The sequence below is a fragment of the Flavobacterium sp. genome, assembly GCF_024710485.1.
Taxonomy (GTDB): domain Bacteria; phylum Bacteroidota; class Bacteroidia; order Flavobacteriales; family Flavobacteriaceae; genus Flavobacterium.
On record NZ_JANJUQ010000010.1, the window covers coordinates 1 to 6,449 of the forward strand.

Below are 6,449 nucleotides of genomic sequence, written 5' to 3' on the forward strand. Positions count from 1 at the left end.
GCGTACTAGGTGCAGAAAGAGTAGGTGAGAACATTGCTTACAACTATCAAACGGCTGAGAGTGCTATGAGTGCTTGGCTTAATAGTCCGTCTCACAAAGCCAACATTGAAGGTGACTACACACACTTGGGTATCTCTGTTACCATTAATCCTGAAAACGGAAAAAAATATTACACTAACATGTTTATGAAAAAATAGTTTGATTATTGTTTTGTTTGATTTTGACAGATCACGAAAAACCCGGCTCTAAACCGGGTTTTTTAATTTATACCATGTCTTCGGGTTTGACCCATTGCTCAAAATCTTCTGCAGAAACATAACCCAACCGAATTGCTTCTTCTTTGAGAGTAGTACCATTTTTATGAGCACTCTGGGCAATTTCAGCCGATTTATAATAACCGATTTTAGCATTTAAGGCTGTTACTAACATGAGAGAATGATTCACTAATTCTTTGATCCGTTTGTAGTTTGGTTCAATCCCTTTTATGCAGTTTTCTTCAAAGGACAAACTTGCTTCACCTAACAGTCGGGCAGATTGTAAAAAATTGGCAGCAATTACCGGTTTGTAAACGTTTAATTCTAAATGACCTTGCATTCCTGCGATGGAAATAGTAACATCGTTGCCCAAAACTTGTGCGCAAACCATAGTTAGAGCTTCGCACTGTGTTGGATTGACTTTTCCCGGCATAATGGAGGAACCCGGTTCGTTTTCGGGAATCAGAATTTCTCCAATACCCGAGCGTGGCCCTGAGGCTAACAGTCTAATGTCATTGGCAATTTTGTTTAAAGCGACAGCTAATTGTTTAAGAGCACTATGTGTAGCTACAATGGCATCATGAGACGCTAGCGCTTCAAATTTGTTAGGAGCAGTTTTAAAGGGATAGCCAGTAAATTGTGTAATATATTCAGCTACTTTGACGTCATAGCCTGCAGGTGCATTTAATCCGGTACCTACAGCTGTTCCGCCTAATGCTATTTCTGCTAAGTGTGGCAAAGTATTCTTTAATGCTTTTAAGCCATAATCCAATTGGGCAACATAGCCGGAAAGTTCTTGTCCTAAAGTTAAAGGAGTGGCATCCATAAGATGTGTTCTTCCTATTTTGACAACATCTTTATACGCAAGAGCCTTATTATGGAGTGTATCACGTAGCTTTTCAATACCCGGAATGGTTATTTTTATCAGTATATTATATGCGGCTATATGCATGGCTGTTGGAAAAGTATCGTTCGATGATTGCGATTGGTTCACTTCATCGTTGGCTTTAAGAATAGGTTCGTTTTCACCTATTTTGAGTCCGGCTAAAACTTGAGCTCTGTTAGCAATTACTTCATTTACATTCATATTGGTTTGTGTACCGGAACCGGTTTGCCAAATGACTAACGGAAATTGGTCTGTTAATTGGTCATTTAATATTTCGTCGCAAACTTGGGCGATAGCCTTTCTTTTTTCAATGTCTAGTATTCCTAAGTCAGAATTGGCATAAGCGGCTGCTTTTTTTAATAAAGCAAATCCTTTAATGATTTCATACGGCATAGAGCCACTAGGGCCAATTTTGAAATTATTTCGAGAGCGTTCGGTTTGGGCACCCCAATATTGATTGGCAGGTATTTTAACTTCTCCCATGGTATCCTTTTCAATTCGGTATTTCATAATATAATCGTTTATAGTTTATCGCTGATTTTCTTCAATCGTTACTTAGCTCGTGAACAGTAAAAATTCTTTTTATTGGATTAGAAGATGATATTTCAACTTTAGTTATGATGACAAATCAGTAAAAAAGATTGTATTGAATTGTCGTACACGAGATCCTAAAGAGCGAACTGGCGAAGCAAACAGGTCTTTAAAATTACGCTAAAAATTGTGGATAAACTATTTAATAAAAAAGGTTTTGTTTTTTGGATAGCCCAAATATTACCCTTACATTTGCTTATAATTCAAAAAATTCCGGAAAACATGTTTGAATTTCAACAGTATTTAGGCTTCTTAGCTTTCTTGACAATCTTAACCATTGGTTTTTGGTTGATGATTTTCTTGATTACTGCTATTATCCCTTATTGGGTTTATGGTGGTGTAAAAGAATTTTTACAAGAGAAAAAAGCAAAAAGAGAAGCCGAGCAAGCTGGATAATTTTTTATCAGTTTGTTAAAAAAAAGCCTCGAAATTCTTCGAGGCTTTTTTTATGCTTTAGATTATCCCGGGAAATCACCACCATCATCTTGTTGACCACCGCGCGGTCTTCTTTCTTTTTCTCTCTCGTTTTTCTGTACGTTGAAACGGTAAGTGAATGAGAAGTTAATTTGACGCTCCCTCCATTGCATTTCGCCATAAGAATCTACTACTCCGGCGATGTAAGTTTCCATTAATCTCTTTCTTGAATTTAGCAAGTCGCTCACATTTAAAGAAAGTGTTCCTTTGTCTTTTAAGATGTCTTTGCTAAACGCCAAGTTCATACTGAAAACCCCTAGACTTCGACCTTGAGCATTTTTTTGCGGACCGTTGTAGGTAGCGTTAGTTTGCCAATCGATTTTGTAAGGTAATGTAATTTTCGATGTCAAACGGGTGAACCAAGCTACAGTACTATTATCAAAGTTTTGAATTACTTCGTTACCGTTGAAGTCGGTGTAGCTGAAATCACCGTCGGTTTCGTTGTAGAAGAAGTTGAAGTTACTGTTTAATTTCCACCATTTGTATGGTGAATAATTTAGAGTGAACTCGAATCCAGTTCTGTACTCGGTAGCCAAATTGATTGGCGAACTGATGATAACCGGAATACCGTTTTGGAAAGTACCGCTTTCTCTTCTTACAAATTGGAAGGAGTCGGAAGTTTTGTTTCCGTACAATGAAGTGCTTAAGGTAAGTTTGTTCCAACGTTTGATGTAACCAATATCTACAGCATCAGTAAATGCAGGATCTAAATCGGGATTTCCGACAAAGATGTTTACGTTACTGGACAAATTACTGAACGGATTTAAGAAACGGCCACGCGGTCTTTGAATTCGTCGGCTGTAGCTGATGGATACACTGATTTGTTCACCGATTTCGTAAGTGAAAAACGCGCTTGGGAAAAAGTTATCGTATTTTTTATTGTTGAAATCGCTGGTAGCTAATTGATTTACTTCGATATTAGAATCTTCCCAACGTAATCCTAAAAGGAATGAGAATTTTTTAATTTTAGTACCGTAGCTGGTATACAATGCATTTACGTATTCTTTGTACTCTAAGATATTGGTAAATTGTGGAAAAGGAACTCCATTGGTTACTACACTATAATCACTAATGTTTTTTACGAAATCACCTTTGTAGCCAAACTCAACCTGACTGCCTTTGGCAAAAGGATAAACATAATCGGCCTGAATTAGGTTTCTGTTTTGTTTTTGCAGGTTTGTTGTTTCATCAATGGTTACTAAAGGGGTATTGGTTGCCGAATCGGTGATGAAAGCTACATTTTCATCGGTGTTTCTAGAGAACGAACCATCTATAGTAAGCTTGTGTCCTTCTTTTTTGAAATTCTTAGTAAAGTTGGTTGAATATTCGATGTTTTTACTTTGGCTACCTTCGTCGTTAATACGATTTCTTTCGTATTGGTAAGCATAGTTAACGTCGTAGTATTTTTGCAATACATCATCAAGGTTGTTACCACTGCTTCTTCTGTAGTTAATGATGTTTGTCCATGTTAAACTTTCATTTAAAAACCAGTCGAAACCGAAATTACCATTGTACGATTTGTTCGATCTGTCATTTTCACGGGTTTCATTCATGTAATCTCGGGTGCTGTTATCGTCGTTAAGATATCTGGAGTTGGTTAAAGCATTTCCCGGATTTTCTCTTTGGTTGTAACCCTGAGTGGTGAATAAGTTGAACTCTTTGGTTTTGTAGTTTACAGTTCCGCTCACCCCATTATTTTTCGGATAACCTGTGGTCCCGATAAAAGTACCATTAACTCCTTGGTTTTTTCCTTTTTTCAGAATAATATTTAACAAACCACCACCGCCTTCAGCATCATATCGGGCTGATGGATTGGTGATTACTTCTACTTTTTCAATAGCATCAGCCGGAATTAATCGCAAGGCTTCAGTAATATTGATAGCATTTGAGGGACGACCGTCAATTAGAATTCTAACGTTTTCATTTCCTCTCAAACTCACATTCCCTTCTACGTCAACAGACACCGAAGGAATGTTATCAAGCACATCGCTAACCGTACCGCCTTTGACCATTAAGTTTTGTCCAACGTTGTATACTTTTTTATCGAGTTTAATCTCAACGGTAGTTTTTTCAGCTCTCACAACCACTTCATTAAGTTGTGTTGCATCTTCTTCTAAAGTTATAACGCCAAGATTGGTACTTTCATTAAGATTTTTTTGTTTTATTTCTGTAGGTTTGAAAGAAATAAATTCTACTATAATATCGTATGTACCGGCATTGGCTTCTACTTTAAAATTTCCCTTATTGTCTGTGATACCTCCAAAAATAGATTTTGGATTTTTAGTATTTTTTAAAGTAATGGTAGCGTATTCCAAAGGAAGCTTGCTGGTTTTTTCAATCACACTTCCGGTGATGATAACTTTGGCTCGTCCTGCATTGGGTTGGGCGAAAGCCATTAATGAACAACAAAATAAAAATAGAGCGGTGATAATTTGAGTTTTTTTCATCTAAACTGTTTTGATTCTTGCTTTAGAGTGCAAAAATACACTTTGGTTTAAGTGACAATTCCCAAATGTTTGTTAAATATACAGCAGTATTTTCAGATGAATTTTTCAAGATTTTCAATCGCTCTGCCAATGATTGCTTTGTCATTTTTGATGACAATTGGTCGTTCAATAAGGATTGGGTTTTCGCTTAAAGCTTTGATTATTTCGTTGTCGCTGAGTGTTTTGTCTTTGTAGTTTTCTATCCAAACGGTCTCTTTTTGACGTACCAATTGTATAGGTTTTAAATTGAGTTTTTCCAACAAAGTTCTAATTTCATCTTCCGATAAAGGATTTTGCAAGTAATTAATAATTTCAAAGGATTGATTGGCTTCTGTTAAAAAGGCCAAACAGTTTCTGGATTTTCCGCATCTCGGGTTGTGAAGGACTTGTAGCATATTTTTCAGGGCAAATGTTTAGATATTTGTTGAAATAAATTAATTTAGGCGAAATTAAAAAATTAAGTATACATGTTTTTAGAAAATAAAGAGAATATAAATCAATCGCCTTTTACATATTTGCTAGGATTTGTAGTAATCAGTTTGTTTTACATTTTAGGACAAATTCCGTTTGGTCTGGCTATTGCTGCCGAAACATTCGCTTCCGGCAAACCAATGCCAATGACAGAAGATGCCATGATGAAAGTTTTTAGTCCGAATGTTACTTTGTTTTTGATGTTGTTGATTTTTGTCAGCACGCTAATCGGTATTATCATAGTGGTGAAATACATTCACAAATTAAAGATGATTGACATAACCACAACCCGATCGAAAATTGATTGGAAGCGAATTTTATTCAGTTTTGGTTTGTGGAGTATCCTTAGTGCTGTATTAACGGTATCGTCTTATTTTGCAAGTCCGGAAGATTTTGTGGTTAATTTTAAACCGATTCCTTTTTTAATTTTAGTACTTATTTCTTTTACGTTGTTACCTATTCAAACCAGCACGGAGGAATATATTTTCAGAGGTTATTTGATGCAAGGATTGGGATTGTTAGCCGGAAACAGATGGTTTCCGTTGGTCATGACATCGTTGACATTTGGTTTAATGCACATATTGAATCCCGAGGTTCAAAAAATGGGACATATTATTATGGTTTATTATATCGGTACCGGATTATTTCTGGGGATTATTACTTTAATGGATGATGGTATGGAATTAGCGTTGGGCTTCCATGCCGCAAACAATATAGTAACGGCTTTGTTGGTTACCTCCGAATGGTCGGCACTCAAAACCGAATCCGTGTTCAAAGACATTTCGACGCCATCTGTCGGATTTGAAGTGTTAACACCGGTGCTGATTATCTTTCCGATTATTTTATATATTTTCAGTAAAAAATACCAATGGACCGATTGGCAGGGAAAACTAACCGGAAAAATCAGCACTAAAGTTGTTTCACCTACGTTAAATTCAGAAGACCATGAATAATCTAACTTACGAAAACGTTCACAATCAATTTAAATTGAATGGTTTTCATTTAAACCGAGAAGACTTATGCCGTGTTGCTTACAGTTTCATCAAAGAAGGGGAAGATTTTGAAAAGCCGGTTGGTGATTTTTTGTTGGATTGGTTCGATGGAAAACCCTTTATCGAAATGCAAACCTCAGGCACTACTGGAACGCCAAAGTTAATTTCGATTAGTAAGCAAGCCATGGTTGAATCGGCTTTAGCTACAGGTGACTTTTTCGGATTGCGTCCCGGTGATAAAGCCTTACATTGTTTACCGGTAAAATATGTGGCCGGCAAAATGATGTTGGTTCGC

Annotated in this window: 6 protein-coding genes and 1 pseudogene; 4 read left to right on the forward strand and 3 right to left on the reverse strand. The window is 36.6% G+C overall.

Features of this window, described 5'->3' with window-relative positions; translation table 11 throughout:
- Window positions 1–197 (forward strand): CAP domain-containing protein (locus Q0M21_RS02340; protein WP_295334184.1); only part of this gene is annotated, 197 nt, incomplete at its 5' end.
- Window positions 198–264: 67 nt separating this feature from the next.
- Here Q0M21_RS02340 and fumC read toward each other — a convergent pair.
- Window positions 265–1,650 (reverse strand): class II fumarate hydratase, encoded by a 1,386-nt coding sequence (gene fumC, locus Q0M21_RS02345; RefSeq protein WP_295334187.1) that lies wholly within the window; start codon window positions 1,648–1,650, stop codon window positions 265–267.
- 303 nt (window positions 1,651–1,953) lie between these two features.
- On the opposite strand from fumC, the gene Q0M21_RS02350 reads away from it, so the two are divergent.
- Window positions 1,954–2,127: a hypothetical protein gene (locus Q0M21_RS02350; RefSeq protein ID WP_295334190.1), complete on the forward strand. Its 174-nt coding sequence runs from the start codon at window positions 1,954–1,956 to the stop codon at window positions 2,125–2,127.
- Window positions 2,128–2,189: 62 nt separating this feature from the next.
- On the opposite strand, the gene Q0M21_RS02355 is transcribed toward Q0M21_RS02350, so the two are convergent.
- Entirely contained in the window at window positions 2,190–4,652 is a 2,463-nt protein-coding gene (locus tag Q0M21_RS02355; RefSeq protein ID WP_295334192.1) for a TonB-dependent receptor, read from the reverse strand.
- Between the two features lie 92 nt (window positions 4,653–4,744).
- Window positions 4,745–5,086: an arsenate reductase family protein gene (locus Q0M21_RS02360; protein WP_295334195.1), complete on the reverse strand. Its 342-nt coding sequence runs from the start codon at window positions 5,084–5,086 to the stop codon at window positions 4,745–4,747.
- Between the two features lie 72 nt (window positions 5,087–5,158).
- Between Q0M21_RS02360 and Q0M21_RS02365 the strand changes: the two genes are divergently transcribed.
- Together Q0M21_RS02365 and Q0M21_RS02370 are read left to right on the forward strand one after the other, a co-directional pair.
- On the forward strand, window positions 5,159–6,115 hold the full coding sequence (locus tag Q0M21_RS02365) for a CPBP family intramembrane glutamic endopeptidase (protein ID WP_295334198.1): 957 nt from the start codon (window positions 5,159–5,161) through the stop codon (window positions 6,113–6,115).
- Window positions 6,108–6,449, forward strand: a pseudogene (locus Q0M21_RS02370) (O-succinylbenzoic acid--CoA ligase); the annotation flags it as partial. The gene Q0M21_RS02365 and the pseudogene Q0M21_RS02370, both read left to right, overlap by 8 nt.